Source organism: Microbulbifer maximicatervae (SeqCode) (genome assembly GCF_052467825.1).
The window spans coordinates 646,129-665,953 of sequence record NZ_CP174327.1 but is presented as its reverse complement, the minus strand read 5'-3'; the positions used below and the strand labels follow the sequence as shown (position 1 = coordinate 665,953).

General features: G+C 51.3%; 14 protein-coding genes. 2 read left to right on the top strand and 12 right to left on the bottom strand.

From position 1 onward, the window contains the following. Nucleotides 1-49: 49 nt before the first annotated feature. From ACJJII_RS02935 to ACJJII_RS02915, 5 genes are all read right to left on the bottom strand, one after another. A complete protein-coding gene (locus ACJJII_RS02935; RefSeq protein ID WP_444918217.1) occupies nucleotides 50-1,900 on the bottom strand; it encodes a DUF885 domain-containing protein in 1,851 nt (616 codons plus the stop codon). A 140-nt stretch (nucleotides 1,901-2,040) separates the two neighbouring features. Then, complete coding sequence (dxs, locus tag ACJJII_RS02930; protein ID WP_444918216.1) at nucleotides 2,041-3,957, bottom strand: 1-deoxy-D-xylulose-5-phosphate synthase; 1,917 nt, start codon at nucleotides 3,955-3,957, stop codon at nucleotides 2,041-2,043. Nucleotides 3,958-4,052: 95 nt separating this feature from the next. After that, complete coding sequence (locus ACJJII_RS02925) at nucleotides 4,053-4,946, bottom strand: polyprenyl synthetase family protein (RefSeq protein ID WP_444919253.1); 894 nt, start codon at nucleotides 4,944-4,946, stop codon at nucleotides 4,053-4,055. Between the two features lie 15 nt (nucleotides 4,947-4,961). Then, nucleotides 4,962-5,276, bottom strand: a complete 315-nt coding sequence (locus ACJJII_RS02920) for an exodeoxyribonuclease VII small subunit (protein ID WP_413663362.1) — start codon at nucleotides 5,274-5,276, stop codon at nucleotides 4,962-4,964. Nucleotides 5,277-5,326: 50 nt separating this feature from the next. Further along, complete coding sequence (locus tag ACJJII_RS02915) at nucleotides 5,327-6,814, bottom strand: PQQ-dependent sugar dehydrogenase (RefSeq protein ID WP_444918215.1); 1,488 nt, start codon at nucleotides 6,812-6,814, stop codon at nucleotides 5,327-5,329. 785 nt (nucleotides 6,815-7,599) lie between these two features. Between ACJJII_RS02915 and ACJJII_RS02910 the strand changes: the two genes are divergently transcribed. After that, nucleotides 7,600-8,169, top strand: a complete 570-nt coding sequence (locus ACJJII_RS02910; RefSeq protein ID WP_282931208.1) for an HNH endonuclease — start codon at nucleotides 7,600-7,602, stop codon at nucleotides 8,167-8,169. A 53-nt stretch (nucleotides 8,170-8,222) separates the two neighbouring features. Here the strand turns inward: ACJJII_RS02910 and ACJJII_RS02905 are convergent, their stop codons facing one another. The 6 genes from ACJJII_RS02905 to ACJJII_RS02880 form a co-directional block, all read right to left on the bottom strand. Continuing rightward, complete coding sequence (locus ACJJII_RS02905) at nucleotides 8,223-9,233, bottom strand: D-alanine--D-alanine ligase (RefSeq protein ID WP_444918214.1); 1,011 nt, start codon at nucleotides 9,231-9,233, stop codon at nucleotides 8,223-8,225. 4 nt (nucleotides 9,234-9,237) lie between these two features. Further along, entirely contained in the window at nucleotides 9,238-10,179 is a 942-nt protein-coding gene (gene mepA, locus ACJJII_RS02900) for a penicillin-insensitive murein endopeptidase (protein WP_444918213.1), read from the bottom strand. 76 nt (nucleotides 10,180-10,255) lie between these two features. Further along, nucleotides 10,256-11,329, bottom strand: a complete 1,074-nt coding sequence (gene hisC / locus ACJJII_RS02895; RefSeq protein ID WP_444918212.1) for a histidinol-phosphate transaminase — start codon at nucleotides 11,327-11,329, stop codon at nucleotides 10,256-10,258. Beyond that, nucleotides 11,326-12,366 (bottom strand): FHA domain-containing protein, encoded by a 1,041-nt coding sequence (locus ACJJII_RS02890; RefSeq protein ID WP_444907242.1) that lies wholly within the window; start codon nucleotides 12,364-12,366, stop codon nucleotides 11,326-11,328. The genes hisC and ACJJII_RS02890 overlap by 4 nt, the downstream gene beginning before the upstream one ends. After that, nucleotides 12,357-13,655, bottom strand: coding sequence for a S1C family serine protease (locus ACJJII_RS02885; RefSeq protein ID WP_444918211.1), 1,299 nt, complete (start codon nucleotides 13,653-13,655; stop codon nucleotides 12,357-12,359). Before ACJJII_RS02885 ends, ACJJII_RS02890 begins: the two co-directional genes overlap by 10 nt. A 110-nt stretch (nucleotides 13,656-13,765) precedes the next feature. Beyond that, the gene (locus ACJJII_RS02880) at nucleotides 13,766-15,547 is read right to left on the bottom strand and encodes a trans-sulfuration enzyme family protein (RefSeq protein ID WP_444918210.1); all 1,782 of its coding nucleotides are present in this window, start codon (nucleotides 15,545-15,547) and stop codon (nucleotides 13,766-13,768) included. 1,219 nt (nucleotides 15,548-16,766) lie between these two features. Between ACJJII_RS02880 and ACJJII_RS02875 the strand changes: the two genes are divergently transcribed. Continuing rightward, nucleotides 16,767-17,267, top strand: coding sequence for a hypothetical protein (locus tag ACJJII_RS02875; protein WP_444918209.1), 501 nt, complete (start codon nucleotides 16,767-16,769; stop codon nucleotides 17,265-17,267). Here the strand turns inward: ACJJII_RS02875 and ACJJII_RS02870 are convergent. Beyond that, nucleotides 17,248-19,809 carry a protein kinase domain-containing protein gene (locus tag ACJJII_RS02870; RefSeq protein ID WP_444918208.1) on the bottom strand — a complete coding sequence of 854 codons (2,562 nt, stop codon included), beginning with the start codon at nucleotides 19,807-19,809 and terminating at the stop codon, nucleotides 17,248-17,250. The two genes, ACJJII_RS02875 and ACJJII_RS02870, sit on opposite strands and share 20 nt — an antisense overlap. Nucleotides 19,810-19,825 lie beyond the last annotated feature (16 nt).

Here is a 19,825-nt window from a genome sequence, read left to right as displayed (position 1 = left end):
AAAATTGAGAATAAATAGACGGGCAGGCAATTCCTGCCGCAAAAAATCGTCAGCTGGTGGCGGGTTGTTCAGCTTGCTGCATGTCGATGTGAACAGATACAGAGGCCTGGCTTTCCAGCCAGTTGTCCATACGCTCTTCAAGAATATTCAGTGGCAGTGCTCCAGATCCCAACAGAGCGTCATGGAAACTGCGAATGTCGAAATTGCTATCCAGGGTTTCCTCCGCCTCTTTGCGCAGTTCTTTAATTTTGAGCTGCCCTAACTTGTAGGCCAGGGCTTGGCCGGGCCAAATTAAGTAGCGGTCTATCTCGACGGTCACATCGTGGAGCGGTTTGGCGCTGTTCTCCATAAAGTATTCGATCGCTTCCTCGCGGCTCCAGCCCAGCTGATGCATACCGGTGTCCACTACCAAACGGACTGCACGCCACATATCGTAAGAGAGAGCACCGAACTCGCTGTAGGGATTTTTATACAGGCCCAGGTCGTAGCCAAGACTCTCGGAGTAAAGGCCCCACCCCTCTACAAATGCAGTGTAGAAAGTCATACGGCGCAGCGGGTGAATATCAGTTTGCTCTTGAGCCAGGGCAATTTGCAGGTGGTGACCCGGCATCGCCTCGTGCACTGTGAGCGCCTCCATTTCCCATTTCGGGCGGCTGGGCAGGTTGTAAGTATTGGCAAAGAAGATACCTGCACGGCCAGCTTCGTTGGAGCCGGGCAGATAATAAGCTGTGGTTTGGGATTGTTCTGAATAACTGGGTATAGGTTTCACGCCATAGGGTAGGCGTGGCAAGGTGCCGAACAGAGCGGGCAGCTCTGCATCAATGCGCTTGGCAATATCGCGGTAATCCCGCAGTAACCCCTCCCGGCTGGTGTGGTAAAAGCGCGGGTCGGTACGCAGAAACTCGGTGAATGCTTTGAAGTCTCCCTGGAAGCCTGTCTTCTGGATAACTCTATCCATCTCCCCACGAATTCGCTTCACTTCCGCAAGCCCAATGCGGTGAATCTCCTCGGGGCTGAGGTCGGTGGTGGTATTCTCTTCCACTTTATGGGCGTACCAGCGCAGGCCGTCGGGGCGGCTGGTTAAAGCCGTATCCACCTGGGCCTCGGGAATATATTTTCGCTCAACAAATTCAGCCATACCCTGCCAGGCCGGTACCAGTTGTTTACTGTAAATGGCATAGGCGCGTTGCTGCAGGCTTTTCCGCTTAGTTGCTGGAATGGCCTCAGGCATTTGATTAAATGCAGTCAGCAATGGACTGTGCTCCGGCGCGGCAGGTACCAGTGCGCGTATTTGACGCGGTAGGTCGCGCAGGGTGATTTGTGGTGGTGTGACTCCTTTGCGCAGACCCCGGCGCATCAGCCCCTGGGTTTGTTCAATCAGAATTGGCAACCTTTCCAGACGGCTGATTATTGTTTCGTAATCGGTTGCAGTGCGCTTGGGCATGCTGTTGATCACTTCCGGTATACTGCGTTGGATGCCGCTCATATGGGTAAGCGGTTGCAGGTGATCCGGGAACTGGAAGCCTTTTACTTCCCCCAACAAATCCTGGTAGAGCAGTTGGTAATCCAATTGCTGTTCGGCTGGCAGATCGCTTTGATCGATATTACGTGCAGCCCCTAAAAGGATTCTGGTCTGCTTTTGACGCAGTTCCACAGACTTAAGAGAGTTATCCACCCAGCGATGATTTTGCCCGGGATAGCCCTCGTAGGTTGCCTGGCTGGGATAACTCTCCATGATCCAGCGATAGCGTAAATCCTGCAGGGCGGTGAGGCGCTCGGAGGCGCTGCTCTCAGGAAGGGATTTGTAAGCTTTTCGGAAGGTGTCCTGGTCCATCGCTGAGGCATTGAGGCTCACAACAAGTCCCAGGGATGTAAATAGGGCTTTTCTGATAAACGACATAATCCCCTCAAGTGAAAACGTGTGGCCCCAATAGTGGCCGGATTTAGTCAATGGGTGGTTTGTTACCACTGCCGGCAATTTATTGCCGGGCATTTGAAGAGCAGCCAGCCGCATTAGCTGGCTGCCAAAGGCGGGCTGGGTCAGTTGGCTGCCGCTGTGCGACTGCCAAACTCCTGGTGATTGATCAGTTGCAAGCGCCTGCGAATCTGTTCCTCAATACCGGAGGCATTGAGGCCGATGGCCGCCAGCAGGTCTTTGTGCTTGCCGTGCTCAATAATTTGATCTGGAAGCCCCAGTTGCAACACCGGTACCGACCGCGCAGTGCTATTGAGGTATTCGAGTACGGCACTGCCAGCACCACCAGCAATGGTGTTCTCTTCGATGGTAACTAAGAGTTGGTGACTCTCGGCAAGTTCATCGATCATTGTCTCGTCCAGGGGTTTTACCCAGCGCATATCGGCTACGGAGGCTCCCAGCTGCTCTGCAGCGGCCATAGCGGGGCCGAGTAAGGTTCCGAAGCTGAGGATGGCTACACCACTGCCCTGGCGCAACAGGCGCCCCTTGCCGATCGGTAGCTCTGCCATTTCCTTGTTGATGGAGGTACCCATACCGGTTCCGCGCGGATAGCGCACAGCAGTGGGGCCGTTGTGTTTGTAGGCGGTATAGAGCAGCTGGCGGCATTCGTTTTCGTCACTGGGCGCGGCGATAGCCAGGTAGGGCAGGCAGCGCATAAATGTGAGGTCAAAACTACCCGCGTGCGTGGGGCCGTCTTCGCCCACCAGGCCGGCGCGGTCGATGGCGAAAGTGACATCCAGGTTTTGGATTGCCACATCGTGCACCATTTGGTCGTAGCCGCGCTGTAAAAATGTCGAATAAATAGCAACTACCGGCTTCTGGTCTTCACAGGCGAGGCCCGCAGCGAGAGTGACGGCGTGCTGTTCGGCAATGGCTACGTCGTGGAAGCGGTCCGGGAAGCGCTTGGAGAACTCCACCATACCGGAACCCTCGCACATGGCCGGGGTAATAGCGACCAGGCGCTCGTCCTGTTCTGCGGCATCGCACAGCCACTGGCCAAAAATATCCTGGTACTTGGGCAGTTTCTTCTTGCCGGGTACGGCCACTTGCACCTTGGCTTCTGGCTCCAGCTTGTTCAGCGCGTGGTAGCCCACTGGATCTTCTTCAGCAGGGCCGAAGCCTTTGCCCTTAGTGGTGGCAATATGCAGGAGTTGTGGGCCCGGCTGGCTGCGCAAGTTGCGCAGGGTGTGGACCAGGTCGTGCATGTTGTGGCCATCCAGGGGGCCTACATAGTTAAAACCCAGTTCTTCGAACAGGGTGCCCGGTGTGATCATGCCTTTGACGTGCTCTTCGGTACGTCGCGCCAATTGCCAGGCTTTGGGGATGGCAGACAGTATCTTACGGCTGCCCTCGCGCATGTTCAGGTAGGTTTTACTGGCCAGGATTTTGGCGAAATAGGTAGCCAGGCCGCCGACATTTTTTGAGATAGACATACTGTTGTCATTGAGAACAACCAACATGTCCTTGCCGGTATGCGAGGCGTGGTTTAGGGCTTCGAAAGCCATTCCCGCCGTCATGGCGCCATCGCCAATCACCGCCACTACCTTGCGATCGTCAGGGGAGCCCAGAGCCATACCCAGGGCGGCGCTGATCGAAGTGCTGGAGTGACCGACACCAAAGGTATCGTAGGGGCTCTCACTGCGCTTGGGGAAGCCGGACAGGCCCCCTTGCTGACGCATGGACAGCATCTGTTCGCGGCGACCGGTGAGGATTTTATGGGGGTAGGTCTGGTGGCCCACATCCCAAACCAGCCGGTCCTCCGGGGTATTGAATATGTAATGCAGGGCGATGGTCAGTTCCACCACACCGAGACCGGCACCAAAGTGCCCGCCGGTCTGGCCGACACAATACAGCAGGTACTCACGCAATTGGCTGGCGAGTTCCGGCAATTGGCGTTCATCGAGGGCGCGCAGCTGCGCCGGGTCGTCGATCGAGTCGAGTAGCGGTGTCTGCGGGCGTGTGCGTGGAATTTCTTCGAGCATCAAATGTATCAGTTGCAACAGATGGTGATATTGAGGGGGATTGTATGCCCGTGGCGGGCATATTGCATCCCAAACCCCACAGGCAAGGCTGTGACTTAGTGTCCGCGCTGCACGATATAGTCTGCGAGCTGCTGCAGTAGCAGGGTATCGCCATCGAGACTTTGCAGTGCCTGGGAGGCCTGGGCGTGCAGTTTTGCCAGCTTGTCCCGGGCGCCGTCGACGCCGAGCAGAGAGACATAAGTGGGTTTGTTGCGCAGGGCATCGGCGCCCTGGGTTTTGCCCAGAACCGCGGTTTCAGCAGTGATATCGAGAATATCGTCCTGAACCTGAAATGCCAGGCCAATAGCTTGGGCGTAGCCGGTAATAACCTCCAGCTCCCTCTCGCTGGCACCCCCCAGCAGTGCGCCCATACGTGCGCTGGCACAAATCAGAGCCCCGGTCTTCAGGCGGTGCATGGGCTCCAGCTGATCCAGGGTCAGGGTTTGGTCAACGGAGTCCAGGTCGATAGCCTGGCCGGCGACCATACCTCGGGCCCCCGCCGCAGTGGCGAGCTCACGCATAAGTTGTAACTGCAATTGAGGCGCGAGCGGTTCTGCGAGAAGCAACTCGAAAGCCTGGGTTTGCAGTGCGTCGCCGGCGAGAATGGCTGTGGCTTCGTCATAGGCGATATGACAGGTGGGGCGACCTCGACGAAGGTCGTCGTCATCCATTGCCGGCAGGTCGTCGTGGACCAGGGAGTAGGCGTGAATGCACTCCAGGGCCGCCGCTGTGCTATCGCAATAGGCCAGGTCAAAATCGACACCCCGAAAAACCTGGGCACAGGCGTAGACGAGAGCGGGGCGCAGGCGTTTGCCGGGGCCCAGTGCGGCATAGCGCATTGCTTCGAACAGCTTTTCTGAGCCGTCGATCGGGGTGTTGAGCGCCTGCTGGATTCGGCTTTCGACGCGTGTGGAGGAGGCCTGTAGAAAGGCTTTCAGCTCCTCTGGCAGGTTTGCGGAACTCACTTAAACTGGGTCCCCGGAGTTGTCGTCGGCATCAAAGGGGAGCTCGCGGATATTGCCGCTCTCTTCAATTAACAGCTTCACTTTCTGCTCGGCTTTGGCGAGCTTCTGTTGGCACTCCCGGGTGAGTTTCACTCCCTTTTCGAAATCAGCGAGAGCCTCCTCCAATGGGAGATCTCCGCCTTCGAGTCGCTCAACCAGCTGTTCTAACGCCTCGAGACTCTCTTCAAAAGTTGCTGTTTTTTTCTTTGCCGCCATAGCATCGCCTCTTAATTGCGGGGCAACCTTAGCGGCTGGCGCTGCGGGGGTCAATTCCATGGCCCCCTCATCCGGGAGCCTCTTCTCAGTGTCGTTTAGGCGTGCAATTCCTAGAGGCTCGACTCCCGGGATAAAAGATAGTGCGCCAGGGCTTTTTTCTGCACCGCCGTAAAGTTGTAATTAGGCATTGGTGGTGTTGGGGCATCGAAGTAGTCAGCCAGGGTCTGCGCTGTGTATTTAGCGGACAGGTTGCGCAGGGGAAACTGGGCCTGATGGCAGTGGGCACAATCGTTAGACCGATAGAGCTGGGCGCCCAGTTGAACCACCTCGGCATCTATTGAAAGCGCGTTGGCCGTGGATGTTTTTTGCAGTTGTGGCTGCTGTGTTGTCAATACAGCTTGGCGAGGGGGTCCTTGGCTTACACGATAAACTGCACCGGCGTAGTCATCGGAAATATAGATATTGCCCAGTTTATCCTCGGCGATGGCGACAGGGCGGCCGTAAACCGTTTGGCGGTCATCGCTGAGAAACCCCCACAGGAAATCCCTCTGTTGAATTTCCCCGTCGTTACTCCAGTGCAGGGAGACAACTTTATAACCATCTTTCACGCTGCGGTTCCACGAGCCGTGCAGGGCGACCAGCGCTGCATGGCGATAATCCTTAGGCTGTTCCACACTGCGCAAAAATTTAATCCCGAGTGGCGCGTTGTGAGCGCGAAATTCGTACACAGCAGGAATTGAGTCAGCAATCTTTTGCTGGATTTCAGGGCTTGCATCCACCCCAAGATCCGGATCGGGAACCCGGTCACCGTAAGCGTAGGGCCATCCGTAGAATTGGTCTTTGCGAATCAGGTTGAGCTCATCTGGCGGCAAGTTGTCGCCGAGCCAATCGCGGCCATTATCTGTTGCGTAAAGTCCGCCATCTTTTGGAGACCAATCGAACCCCACACTATTACGCAGGCCGGTGGCGTATATTTCAAAATTATCTCCGTTTGGTTTCATTCTCATGATGGTTGCGCGGCGAGGATCTTTTTCAATACAAACGTTGCAGCTGGAACCACTGCTGAGAAAAAGCCATCCATCGGGACTCATATCAATAGTTTTTGTCCAGTGTCCATCGTCCTCAAGATTTTCAATAATTCTCTGGTAGCGCCCAGCGAGTCGCCCATCGGAATGATCAAAGGGAACCCGTCCAACTGCGTCACTTTCGGCAATATATAACCAGCCGTCGTGTAGCAATAATCCGTGGGGCCGTTGAAGATTATCAATAAGGGTCTTTTGCCCGTCACTGCGGCCGTCGCCGTCTTTATCTTGTAATAAAAGTGAAACTTTGCCATGTTTGGGCTGGGAGACGATGATGTCTCCATTGCGGGTCACTGTGAGCCAGCGTGCGCCGGGAACATCCCCTGCGAATAACTGGACCGAGTATCCATCTGCTGCGGTCAGCCGGCCTGTCACTTCTTTTTCTGTTGTTTTGACACCACCGACCAATTGGCGCCAAGGCACACTGACGCTGGATTTAAAGGTGGCTAAGGCGGTAGAAAGCACCGCTCCGAGGGCGATAAAAAATATTAGCGTATATTTCAACGTTTTCTTCATGGTATCGATTGAACTTGAAATAAAGATGTTTATAGTTGCCGCGCTTATCTATTTACCCCTATAGTTAACACGGGATTAATTTCCTGTCTTCCCTCCCTTTTGTAACAGGTAACTCAGTTTGTGAGATATCTCTTACACAAAATTCAGCAGATTTCCCCTACTTTTTTCTCCCTTGATGTCCATAATTAACTTGCAAGGACGCGAAAGGGACTGCACTACTGCGGCAATGGATAAATGGATTGCGCCGCTCGCCCTAGGGATATGGGCACCATCCTGTGAGACGCACCGCCCGGGCCGGATTGCCTGGGCGGTGTTTTACATTCTGCTTTAACCTGCCTGCAACGCTTCCACAATTTACACCTTTCTTCTGTAATTTGCTGTTATTCCATCAGCGGTATGTCGCTGTCTGGAATTTGTAATAGTTATCCGCTTTAATGTTGATAGGCCGGCCAAATTACCCATGGGCCGGCGGAGGGTGGCGCATTCAGTAATCTACCAGCAGAAGTGCCCGTATTACCCAAGGCAAAACTACGCCTGTGGGCATCTGTATTTTCGTTGGTAAAAAAGCTTTCAGACTCCTCCATCTTGTCTGGGAGCAAGCTTTTACTTTCGAAGGTGGCAGTTTTTTCTAATGCTGCGAATTGCGCCAGCCTCTGTCATCGTCATCCAGTCCCTTCGATCTGTCACTCCAAAACTTCTTTTTTCTTCTTTATAAAAACCATTGTGATTACACGGAAACAGTTCCGGGGCTGCCTTGTTCTATTCGACTGTGGGGAGGCGAGGTTATGCACGCGAGAATATTGCGTTTAAATCTGGCGGGACAACCGCTGGAGTGGCTGAGTTGGCAAGAGGCATCCTGTCTGTACGTGCGGGAGCTGGTTACATGGTCGCTGGGAGGTGTTGTCCAGCGGGTGAGAGGAGGCTTTAATCGCAATGGCGATCGTTCCAGCCTCGATCTGGCCGCTATTATCGCCTGTGGCGGTGCACGTATGGCCCGTCCGCGCCGGCGCCCACCTCTAACAAATCGAGCACTGTTTTTTCGCGATTCCCATACTTGTCTTTATTGCGGTAATTTCTTTAAAAGTGTGGATTTGACACGGGACCATGTTATTCCTGTTTCCAAAGGCGGAGTTGATTCCTGGGAAAATGTGGTCGCGGCTTGCAGGCGCTGTAACCAGCATAAGGGCAATCAACTTTTGGAAAATATCGATATGGAGTTGTTGGCCTTGCCCTTCTGTCCCAATGCAGCCGAATACCTTGCCCTGATTAACAGTGAGCGGATTCGCGGCGATCAGATGGAGTTTCTGCGCGGTCAGTTTTCACGGCGACGTCAACAGGGGTGGTTGTTGCACTAGCCCGTCGGATTGAAATGAGCAAAAAAGAAAAGGGGCCAACAGGCCCCTTTTAATTATGTCTTGTCGTTAGGTGAAGATACCGCAGAGCGGATCAGGCCTGCCAGGTATTCGGTGAAATTGTGCCCGTGGTTTTCCATCATTTTGGGGAACATGGAGTTTGGTGTCATACCGGGAAAAGTATTGACCTCATTGAGGTAGAGTTCGCCGGTCTCTGTCAGGAAAAAGTCTATGCGGGACAAATCCTTCAGCTTTAGGGCCTTGAAAGTGCGCAGGGATACTTCGGCTATCCATTGAAGCTGTTCTTCGTGAAGATCGGCAGCTTCGATAAAGGTGACCGCGCGGCTGCCCTCGGCATACTTTTCCTTATAAGTGTAAAAAGTATCTGTTGGGGCGCGTACTTCTCCCGGGCGGGTTGCGATCACATCATCGTTGTAGTGGTAAACCGCAACTTCCAGCTCTCTGGCTTTCAATGCTTTTTCTATCAGCACATAAGGGGAGAGTTTAAAGGCGTCCTCGATCGCGGCCTCTAACTCTTCTTTGTCACGGACCTTAAAGCAACCTACGGAAGATCCCTGATTGGAGGCTTTTACAAATACCTCACCCCAGTTCTCCAGGGCATCATGAGCTTTCTGTAATTCCTCGATTTCAGTGCTGTGCAAAAACTCGTAAGGTGTGTTTTCAATACCCAGGGCACTGAGCCACATCTTGGTTTTAATTTTGTTAAAGCAGATTTTGCTGGGCTCAGGTGCAGAGCCAAAATAGGGGATGCCGAACATATCCAGTTGCGACTGCAAATCGCCGGTTTCTCCCGGGTAGCCGTGAATTGCAGGAATTACGTAGTCCACATCCCAGGAGTTACCTTCTTCATCGCGAATTTTGCGATCGTAAAAGATATGGTAAACCCGGCCCTGGCTGTCGGTAAGGCAGCCACTGCTATCCATTTCCACCCGCAATAGGGCGATGTCCTCTGCCGCTGACAACTTGTCCTCGATAAAATCAGCAGTTCTGAGGGATACGTCGTGCTCGCTGCCGCCACCGCCGCAGATAAGCAAGGTGTTAATCATAAAATTATTCCGTCGTAGTGCCTGCCGAAGGTGCGGTTAATACCTGTTCGCACTGTTGAGGCAAGGTCTTTGGTTTCGGCTTTTTCTGTTTCGGCTGGGGTTTAGCGCCATTGAGAATTGCATAGAAGTCATCGCTAAACCACCAATCCAAGTCACTGCCACAGGCTGCAGTGGTCACTGGTGCCTGGGGCTTACAGTTGGTGCTTCCCTCTGGGCAGGCCAGGCGCACATGAAAATGGTAATTGTGCCCCCACCAGGGGCGCACTTTTCGCAGCCACTCGTTATCTTCGCCGGATATTTCGCACAGGTGGCGCTTGATGGTCGGGTGTACAAAAATTCGTTCGACCCGCTGGTCCTCTGAGGCCAAGCGCAGGATTTTGGGAACCCGGTCGTCCCAATTTTCAGGGATCAGGAGGTGTTTGCGCTCATCAGCCAAGGCAACAGCAGAGATATTATCACGCTCCCACGGGGTGAGGGGACGCTCTGCGGCCCGCCGATCCTGGGAATACCAGATGTCTACGTCTAGGCCGGTTTGGTGGCTGTTGTGCCCACCACTGCCGAAAGGGCCCCCTCGAGCCATAGACATGTCACCGATCTGGATTCTGCCCAGATCTTTCTGCGCCACGCTCTGGGAAAACTCCTTCAGGAAGTTAATGGTCTGGGGATGGGCAAAATGTCGATCGCGGCCAGTCCTCACCAACTGATAGCCCTCTCCCCTCAATGGCAGGGTCTCCCCGCCACTCAGGCAGCCATTGGTGTAGGTGCCAATACTCGATGGTGTCTGTGCACTGGGCCCTTCGACCTTATCCCAGTCGTTGGCACTTGCGGCGCCGCTCGCCAGGGCCGAGGCGAGAATCAGGGTGTGGGTTAATTGCCGTAAAAATCCCGCTTTAAAGGGGCTGACGGCCTCGGTAGTGGATACTGAATTTTGAGCTTTCGGGTGCATAGGTCCCTGGATACCAATAAGTCACAGTTGTCGGGCCACCTCAAGTGGCGCCCGACGAGTATAGACAGACAGAGTGCTAGCTCTGTGACGCAAGTATCTCTTTGCAGTTCCGTATCAGCTGCTCCATTTCTTCATCGGTGCCAATAGAGATACGCAAGTACTCACTGATCCGGGGCTTGTTGAAGTAGCGTACGAGAATATTACGCTCCCGCAGTGCCAGGTACAGGGCTTCTGCGCCGGGCTCCGGTGGTTTGGCCAGGAGGAAATTGGCCTGGGAAGGAATCACTTCGAACCCCAGGTCTATAAGCGCCCGCTCACAGCGCTCCCGAGTCGCGATGACCTTGCCGCAATTGTCGCTGTGCCAGGCGGTATCGTGGATCGCTGCGGTGGCCACACGCTGGGCAATGGCATCAATGGGGTAGGAGTTAAAGGAGTTCTTGGCTCTCAGCAATCCTTCAATCAGGTGCTTCTGCCCCATGGCAAAGCCGAGGCGAAGCCCTGCGAGGGCATAGGACTTTGACAGTGTGTGTATCACCAACAGGTTGGGGTAGCGATCGATGAGTGTTGCTGCACTTTGTCCGCCAAAATCGATATAGGCCTCATCAATAACCACCACTCTCTCAGGCTGTGAGCGCAAGAGCTGTTCAATTTGCTCTAGCGGCAGGTACCGTCCCGTGGGTGCATTGGGGTTGGGAATAATTACACCGGCTGCGGGAGCGGCATAGTCCTCAAGCTGGATAGAGAAATCGCCGTGCAGGGGAACAGTGCGGCTTTTGATATTGAAGAGCTGGCAATAAACCGGGTAAAAACTGTAGGTGATATCCGGAAATAGCAGGGGCTCGCTGCGGCGGAAAAAACTGTAAAAGCTCAGCGCCAGCACTTCATCGGAGCCATTGCCCACAAATACTTGTTCGGCAGAGAGATTGTGCTTATCGGCAATAGCGCGGCGTAATTCACAGGACTCCGGGTCGGGATAGCGGCGCAATGCATCGGCAAAGTCGTGCTGCTCCAAGAGCCTTAAAGCTTCGGGGGAGGCAGGGTAGGGGTTCTCATTGGTATTGAGCTTTATCAGGGTTTCACTCTTGGGCTGCTCCCCAGGTGTATAGGGTTCCAGCTGGTCGAGCCCTGGGCTCCAATAAATCTTGCTCATGATTCTACCTCTGCGGTACTACTTTGATTGTCGCTGGAGGAGCCTTCAGCGCCTTCTTTAGTTTCTTTTTTCTTGATGGGGATATCAAACAGGTCGGCCGAATTTCCAATAAATTCCTGCATGGGAACAGGGTTGCGGAATAGCATATTATCGTATTTCAGCTCTGTGGATATCGGTGGAACCTCGCTGAATTCGTCCATGTTGTTAACGCTTTCAGCTAAACCCAGGCCGAGGAATGCCAGTGGCAGTGTCAGTGCCACTGTCCAGCGCCAGCCCCTGGCGAGGTTGGTGGCCAGATAGCAGGCGGACCAGAGCATTGCCGGTAATATGATGGCGAGTACCAGGAAGTCCAGGACCTGAATAGTGGTGCCGATGGCAAAATTGAAATTGATTAGCCCCCTCAGCCATTCCCAAAAGGTGTAAGTAAGTGCACCTATGGCGGCGATGGATAGATGGGTGAAAAAGTGTGTTTCATGCCTGACTACCCTGCCGATAAACGCCCAGACTCCGGCGTAAATCACCATGCCAATTATGGCCGTGGCAAGAATGTTGACGGCAATGGTCCATTGATAGTTACGGGCGTAACCGAGGTAGCTCATCAGTACGCTGGCGAAGCCAAAACACAACAGCAGCAGTATTGCTCCCAGGGGGTGGGACAAGCTGGAAAACAGGTTTTCCAGTGAATGGAGAGGGGTAGCTTCAGGTACCGGGTCATCCGTATGGAAAACCCGGAAGCGTGACTTCCCACACTGCAGCAAGTCACCGGAGGATATCCTGTGTTGAGCGATGGTATCGGGTTTAACGGACTTGTCTTTCAGGTTTCCCAAAAGCTGGCAGCCGTTGATCGAATTGAGGTCGTGTAAGACGTACTGGCCGTCCTCTCCCCGCTTGATTTCGGCATGGTGGGCATCGGAGTGGATGTCCTCCAGAATTGCATCATTGTCGTAAGCGCGGCCCAGGGTAAATTTATCCCCGTCCATTCGGTAGCGCAGCTGCACCCGGTGGGCGCGATTGAGTTCTTCAATAATCAGGGCCATTGGATCTCGCTCGTAAACTTCTGGGTAAAGGCGTCGGCGGACTCCTGGGTAAAGCCGGACAAGGTAAAGTGGCTGACCAGTGCGCGATTTTTCTGATCCACACTTAGGCTCAGGAAGAAAATATCGTAGAGGTCTGGGAAGTCCTTGTAGCGCCTGACGCAGTAGCTGGTGCGCGCGATCAGGGGCTCGCGATTGCGATCCGGCTTGGACACTGAGGTTTCATTGCCGCGCTCCTGAGAGGTAAATCCTTGCTGGCAGCGGAAATTGGTTACATCTTCTTCTCCAGCGCTATTGCCTGGGTAAAAGGAGTCCATCTGTCCTTCGTACTCCGCATAAAAGCGCGCGGGCAGAAGATCCTCCGCCTGCAGCCAGAAAAATTCGTACTCTACCCGCCCGGTGTTGAAGTCGTCGGAAAGGAAAATAACATCTTGTCCGGTGCAGCCTTTATCAATTCGCTTGATCGGATTGGTTTCGCTCTCTTGGGTGTTTCCCCAGCATTTAATGGCTGGAATTATTTCACCGACAACCTGGGCCTCACCGAGGGCGCGACGCTGCCAGTCGGCCCTCAGTATTGAGTCGATAATTTTTTGCTGGTTATCCAAAAGCTGTTGATAAGTTACTTGCTTCAGGTTGAGAGTGCCGCCTTCAGCGCGGTAGTGTTTTAAAAGTGACGACAGCTTATCCACTGGTACCAGGAAGCTAACCTGGTTGCCTGCAGTCGCCACATTAATGCCCACTACCTGCCCTTGGGTATTGATCGCTGGCCCACCGCTCATTCCCGGATTAATAGATCCGGCAAAGTGAATACGATCGTAGAAGCTACCGCCGGCAATACCGTTATAGGTCCCGGGAATCAAGGTCATGCCCAGGTCCAATGGGTTGCCCAGGGAGACAATGGTTTCCCCTTTTTTGGGGGTGTCTGTCGCCAATTCCAGGTATTCGCCTCCCGGTTTCTCCTGGCGCAGCAGCGCCAGGTCATTGACTACATCAATATCCAGTAGAGTTAATTTTCCCCGGGTGCCATTAACTGCAAGGTATTCCAGGGAATATTCGTCCGGCTCACTAACCGCTTGAGCCACTACGTGGTAGTTGGTGGCGATCAATCCATCGGGGGAGATTTGAAAGCCTGACCCCAGGCCGGCTTTTGAATTGGAGGATTTTTCGATAAGTCGAATTTGATAGAGGCTGCCGCGATAATCACTGTAGAGCTTTTCATAGCCTTGCGCCATTGCAACAGTGGATAAGCAGCACAGAATCCAGGCGAAGAGCCACGTGGAAAGTTTCGGCATTTTGAATTGATTAAATTGTGGACAGAAAGCGTGATACTACGGGATATAGGATAGTGCAACAAGCGCCCATCACCGGCGCTATCTACCGGTGATGGATTTGTTTTGGATGGTTAGAGATAGTCCACAATTTTTGGCTGTGTCTCTATCACTTTTTGGTGCGACTCGAGATAAAAGCGGCTGAAGAGTTTGTCGGCTTCTTCCGGGGCGATAAAGCCCTCGCTAAAATCAGGGCTAACTGGATCGAGATGCAGGCGCGCGCAGTTGATCACATGAGCGGCCATCTGCGCCATATTTTCATCCCCAACAGAAATTCGGATGGTGGTTGGGAATATACCCGCCGCTTCCATCGCTTCAGGTGATAGCTCTGAGTGAGATGTCAGGGCAGGGCAGAGCACCATGGTATTTGTCTGGCCCAAGCTCACCATCTGCCCGAAAGCGGGCTCCAGCGCGTCAAAGAAACTTTTAAAGGCTTCGGTGGGAATTTGCGCAGCTTCCATGTCAATGCTGAATAATGGTGTGGGGAACTGGTAGCGCATCAGCGATTCTCGCAGCCCGGAATTGGGATGGGTTTCCACTGCATGGCTGTTGACACGAATCTTGCTGTGACTGGCAAAGAAATGGCTGAGGCTCAAAGTATTAATACACTTGGTGAGCATACGCATTTCCAAGGTGCGCATACCGCAATGCACTTCCCAGGCCTTGTCTGCATCCAGGAAAGCCCCCTTGATGTAATAAACATCCCAGAACATGCACTGATCCCAATTAAGGCCTTTTGCGCTGTCGCCTTTAGGGATAAACATGCGGTGGTTTTCGCCGATAACCACACCGGCAGTGGCGGCGCCGGTGCCACCGATATCCTTGGTGTAGGAGTGAACAACAAAATCCGGTCTCTCTTCCCTATCTTTGCGGCGTAGTGGCTGATATAGAAAAGGGGTTGCCAGGGTGGCATCCAGGCTTACCAGGATATTTTCCCGGTGAGCGGTTTTACAAATAGCCGGTACATCCAGCATGATCCCGTGGGGATTGCATGGCGATTCAATATAGACATGTATTTTTGCTCCGGCACTGATTGCGTCTGCGTATGCTTGCTGGGTATCAGCCAGTAGCTTTTCGAACTCTTCACCGGTAGTGCCATCAAACCAGGCCAGATTGATAGACAGTTTATCTTTGCGGGCGTAGAAATCCTGTAACAGCTGGTGAGTGCCGCCATAGATATTCCTGGAAACAATTAAGATATCCCCGTGGCGCAATTGATTTGACAGGAGTGCATCGATTGCAGCCATACCGGAATTAAAATTCCAGGCCATATATTCACTGGCTTCAGGTCCGCATTCCAAATCCACAATAGCATTGGCCAGGGAAATGGAAGTGGGGTTGAGTAAACGTGAATAAATATCGTGGCTCGGCTCGCGCCCACGGAAAGCATCGTCCACCCACTCGGTGCAGGCATAAATGTAAGTTGCTGTGCGGGCAATTACCGGGGTTGCAGAAAAAATAGCGGGAATATTATCGAACAGGGGGTAACCGCCCCGTGTGGTGATATTAAAGTCGTCCCCTTGCAGGCTTTGAAAGCTGGCTCGCAATGGGTTTTGTAAGGTGTCCAATAATTTAGCCAGCTGGAAACTCATAAATCGCTTGGCATTGAAATAGGCAATCTTGTCAGACTTGTCTAAGCGCTGGAGCGTGTCGGTTACCTGGCTCCACAGCTGGCTTAGATTGCCCTGTGCCTGGTAGAGCAGGGTTGCGGTCTGTTCTAACAGTTTTCCATGTTCTGATTCACTATCAATACAAAAGTGCTGCAATTGCTCTTTTGCCAGTTCATCAATATTTTTTGCCTCGGTGCTGTTGCGGCGGGGAGAGAGAATTTTTACATCTTCTAGGTTCGCTTCCATTGTGTCCTCACTACGTGATGCTTTTTGTTATATGGTGACTCTAACAGTCCTGTGCGGCGTATAAAACACTTGGTGGGCAATTAGTATGTAATTTGCTGTGTTTTGGCGTGATCGATCTGTAATTTGGAAATCTGTACAGTAGCTTCCAGTTGAGGGGGTAGGTGGCTGTGGTAATGGTTACCGGCCATGGAAAGGCAGCCCCCACAACATTTAAACAGGATTTAATTTCCTCGCAGCCTTAGGTGGTGCGATGAAATAAAGGAATTCAGCGCAAGCTGAACGGTCAAGCTGGAATCGACAGGTGTAGAGTCTTAGTCGATTCTCTTGGATGAGCTTGTCCGGGCATGGATGCCAAATTTTGCTCTTGATAGTGTTGTTGTAACCGTCGATGGTTGGGACCATCATTTCGGGCCGGCAGTTTTGCGACTGCCGGCTTTTTTTTAATTTGGGCTCCATTTTGAGAGCTATTACCCATACAATATTTTCCAGTCTTCAAGCCTGCCATGTAGCACCCAATAAAGTTCTGTGACGCAATTCAAATTAGATTAAGTTGGTGAATGGGATCATCGATTGATTTCAACAAGTTCCAAGAACAGTTTTATATTTATTTAAAAAATATGGCCTGATTTTGGTCTCGGCGTCGCAATAGTGGAAAAGGAATAATCCTTGTGTCTCGATTCTACTTAAGTTAAGCGCTGATTAAATATTATTTTTGGCGTACGGTGACTCTGTGTGCTCTATGTGTCCCTTTTAAATGTATGGTGTGTGCTTCCCTGTAATAAGGTGTGATCGACCTGTAGTCCTTAAGTCTGTACATTGAGGCCCAGTTGAGGGATTACAGGTGGTTGTGGGAACAGTTGCCTCGCCATGGAAGGGCAGCTCCCACAATAAAATTTCGGATGGATTTAATTCCCCTATCGCCCTGTGCGCGTTAGGGGGTTAGGGATTCAGCGCAAGCTGAGCGGTCAAGCTGAAATCGACAGGTGTAGAATCTTGGTCGATTCAACTGGATATGCTTGTCCGGGCACGGATGTCGAATTTGCTCTTGATAGAGTTGTTGTAACCGTCGATGGTTGGGACCATCAACTCGGGCTGGTAGTTTTTTGTTCTGCCGGCTTTTTTTAAGGCTGGAGCCGGTTATGATGATGCAGTCACGGATGTATTTTACAGAAAATAAATCGTCCTTTGGTGACACCATATAACAAATTCAGATATAGGGATGAAACAGATGAAAACTTGTGCTGAGCGCCCCCTGCTTAACCTTGAGGTACCCAAAGAGGGGCTGACCGTTGAGCTAATGTTGCAACCGCAAGAGCAGGTGGACAAAGAGGCGCAATATTGGCCTCTTTTTAATGCTGGAAATGATAGCGAAGAAGAGTACTTTGGTAATTGGAATATCAACATTCAAAGCGGCGGTGTACTTACTTTAAAAGTAACCTTAGACCTTTCTAAGGTACCAGGAAGAAACCTTGAATTTGTTCGATATCGCCAAAATCACAAGCTGGATGGTTTGATTGCATTAACTCCAGACTTTCGCCATCAATTTCGAGCCAGAGCCAAGGAAGTGGAAGGTGAATACACTACATTGATTATCAAGATCAAAGACAAAGAAGAGATTCCAGATAATTTTGCTTTCTTGTGGATGTGTGTGGATGCGGATACAGGCATGCATTTTGTTTCCGGCGATCCCGAGGCGGCGATTAACCCGGTTCCGATGTAAAGCATATTGTTTCTTTCACTGCTTGTGAAGCTTGGGGTTGAGAGCAGAGCTCTTGGAATGCTGGTAGAGTAAACCACTCTGCACTCATCCCCTGGTTAATTAGTTCTTCTGTGTGATAATTGGCTGATTGCCACTCTTGAGCCAAGGCGTATATTTGTGCTGCAGTATGCTTGATATAAGTGCTATCGGGAGCTTCATGTAGTAGGTCTTTGATTAGGGAGATTGATTTAGCAGTTTCTCCGAGGTAGGCAAGCGCTTGTGCTTGGTAGCGTCTGTCTCTGAGGGTCTCAGCCTGAGATGTAAGCTCTAGAGTTTTGGAAAAGTACTTTTCCATTTGAGCTTTATTAGACAGCATCAGATATGTTTCTGCAATATGTACATACATTTGTGGCTTTTCGGGAGATGATCTTAAGACTTCTTTGTACTGCCTTAATGCTTCAGGGTATTTTTCTTGGTAGAAATAGACGGTTCCGAGATTGGACTTGGTTGACCAGTCACGGTGTTTTGCCGGGATAGAGGAAATGATCTCTTCAGCTCTTTTATAATTACCTGTTTCCAATTCTATCACTCCTAAAAGATTGTGAGAGCGCCATTTTTTAGGGTAATTTTTTATTAAGAATTCAAGAGTCTTTCGTGATGAATCGTAGTCACCTAGTGAGAGCTGATTCATTGCCATATAGTAATAATTGTTAAAAGATGGGTTAAGTGCGGCTGCTTCTGTTGCGTAACGTAAGCTTTCTTCATAACTTCCTTGAACCCACAAAAAGCGAGAAAATTGAGCTAGATTATTTGCTGAAGGGTGGCCTTTTTTCTGGAGTTTTTTGAGTATGAGGTCGAAGCCTTCTTTATCTGTGCCTAGGGACTTAATCCTCAGTTTGGCTTCTAAAATTGCTGATTCATCCGCGCCAAAACCTTCTGCACTAGTAAGTATTCCCAACGCACTTGACAGTAATTTATGGTCATCAGTAATAGAGAATAGGGCTCCAGCAGCTGAAGCATAGGCCAAATACAAGTTGGTGTTTATAGGGTATTTCCCTATCAACTCTTTAAGTTGCTCTAGATCTTCTGAAACTATTACAGAATCTCCATCAAATTTGGATAAGATACTCAAAAATTGATTATAGTCAGCGGGCTCCATTCGAGCTTCTTTGTTAGGGTCTTTACGGTAGTTTTTTGAAAAAAGCTCAACGGCACTATTTCCGATTGTATATTGGGCTTCTTGCCTTTTGTTGCTCAGAAATACAAAAGAGGTTTGCTCGCGAATCTGACCATCAGCTGGGCTGATACGTTGTAGCTCAATATTGCATCGCATCTGGATGCAATCTACGCGTGCCAACAAAGCATCTGTTACCCCTCTATTGTGCAAGTTCTGAATTTGCTCTTCAAGGCTAGCTTCTTTGAGAGGGCTATGGCTGACTAAGGCGGTAGATTTTAGTTGGGCAGGTGCGCTAAGCAATGCTTGCCTTATCATTGCTTCAATTAGAGTTTTTTCATTTTGCTCATAATCCTTGCCGTTCACTTCTACTGGTAGGACGGTTAAGTATTGTGGTGGAAGCTGCATGTAAGTCTTCCAGCCCCAAAATGTTACAGCGCAAGTAGCGGTTATAGCCGCCAATAATGATCCTATACGCGCCCGCCTTTTACGGGGGCGAATCAATAGCTGGGTAACTGTTTCCGAATATTGCTGTGTATCAGCATCAATACCGTGTTTTCTTACAAGCTCTAGTGCCTCAAAAACCTGCTGAGTGCACTCTGGGCGTTGTTCGGGCCGCTTTGCTAGCATACGGTCTAGTAGAGCCGCTAATGGTTTAGGGATATCTGGCCATGACTGCTGGGGGGGAATATGAGGGCGTTGAGTAATTTGGTGGGCAAAAGCCAAAGCGCTTTTATCCCCACGCTCAAAAGGCTTTGAATCACATATTAGTTCGTAGGCAATAGCTCCGAGGCTAAAAAGGTCACTTCGCGCATCTAGCTTGCCTCCCTGGAGTTGCTCTGGAGACATGGCTTGAACACTACCAGCAATATGATCTTCTCTGGTTAAATCCTGATCGCAGTCTAAAGCTTTAGCAATGCCAAAGTCACTGATTTTGGTGATGCCATCATTGGTGACTAAAATGTTCTCTGGCTTGAGGTCCCGATGGATAATTCCCAGGCAATGTGCCTTCCCCAAGCCTTGACAGATTTGCATCAATAAGTCTAGCTTTTCTGCTAAAGTTGGTGAATTTTCACGCATCCATTCTTTGAGAGTAACGCCTTCAACTAGCTCTATTACCAAAGCGATATTGTGATCTTTCTCAATAACATCGTACAGTCGTACAATGTTTGGATGGTTCAACCGTGCTAGTAACTGGGCTTCACTGCGAAAACGAGCCTCAGCAGAGTTGCCGGTCATATCTGATCTGAGTTGCTTTATGGCTACCTTGCGGCCGAGTTTGACATCTTCTGCCAAGTAAACAACCCCCATACCACCGGCGCCGAGGGTGCGTTCAACCCTATAACGGTCTTGATATTCCTCAGTTTTCTCTAACGCAACTACGTCCATTGTAATGTGTTCTTTT